We start from the raw sequence: 293 nt of genomic DNA on the forward strand, positions 1-293 counted from the left end.
TGCCGGGCGATGCCAAGGCCGGGGACACCCTCAAGGTGAGCGGCCAGGCCGACCGCCTGTTGACCGATGCCGACATCACGGCGGGCAAGGTGGGTTACGAGTTTGACCGTCCGGCGGACGGGGTGACGCTGACCGTGACCGCCACCCTCGTGGACGCGGCGGGCAACGTCTCGCTGCCGGGCAGCGACAGCGCCACCATGGGCGACACCACCGCGACCGGTGCGCCGACCGTGGTCATCACCGAAGACGTGAACAACGACGGCACCATCAGCCACACCGAGATCAGCGGCAAG

General features: G+C 69.3%; 1 protein-coding gene. It reads left to right on the top strand.

Annotation, left to right across the window (positions count from 1 at the left end; all coding sequences use genetic code 11):
* The coding region (locus tag MUW49_RS19995; protein ID WP_244813116.1) for a hypothetical protein at nucleotides 1-293 on the top strand (293 nt) is incomplete at both ends.

The organism is Aeromonas sp. LsrichE-8G (assembly GCF_022869435.1).
In the GTDB taxonomy this organism is placed as follows: domain Bacteria; phylum Pseudomonadota; class Gammaproteobacteria; order Enterobacterales; family Aeromonadaceae; genus Aeromonas; species Aeromonas caviae.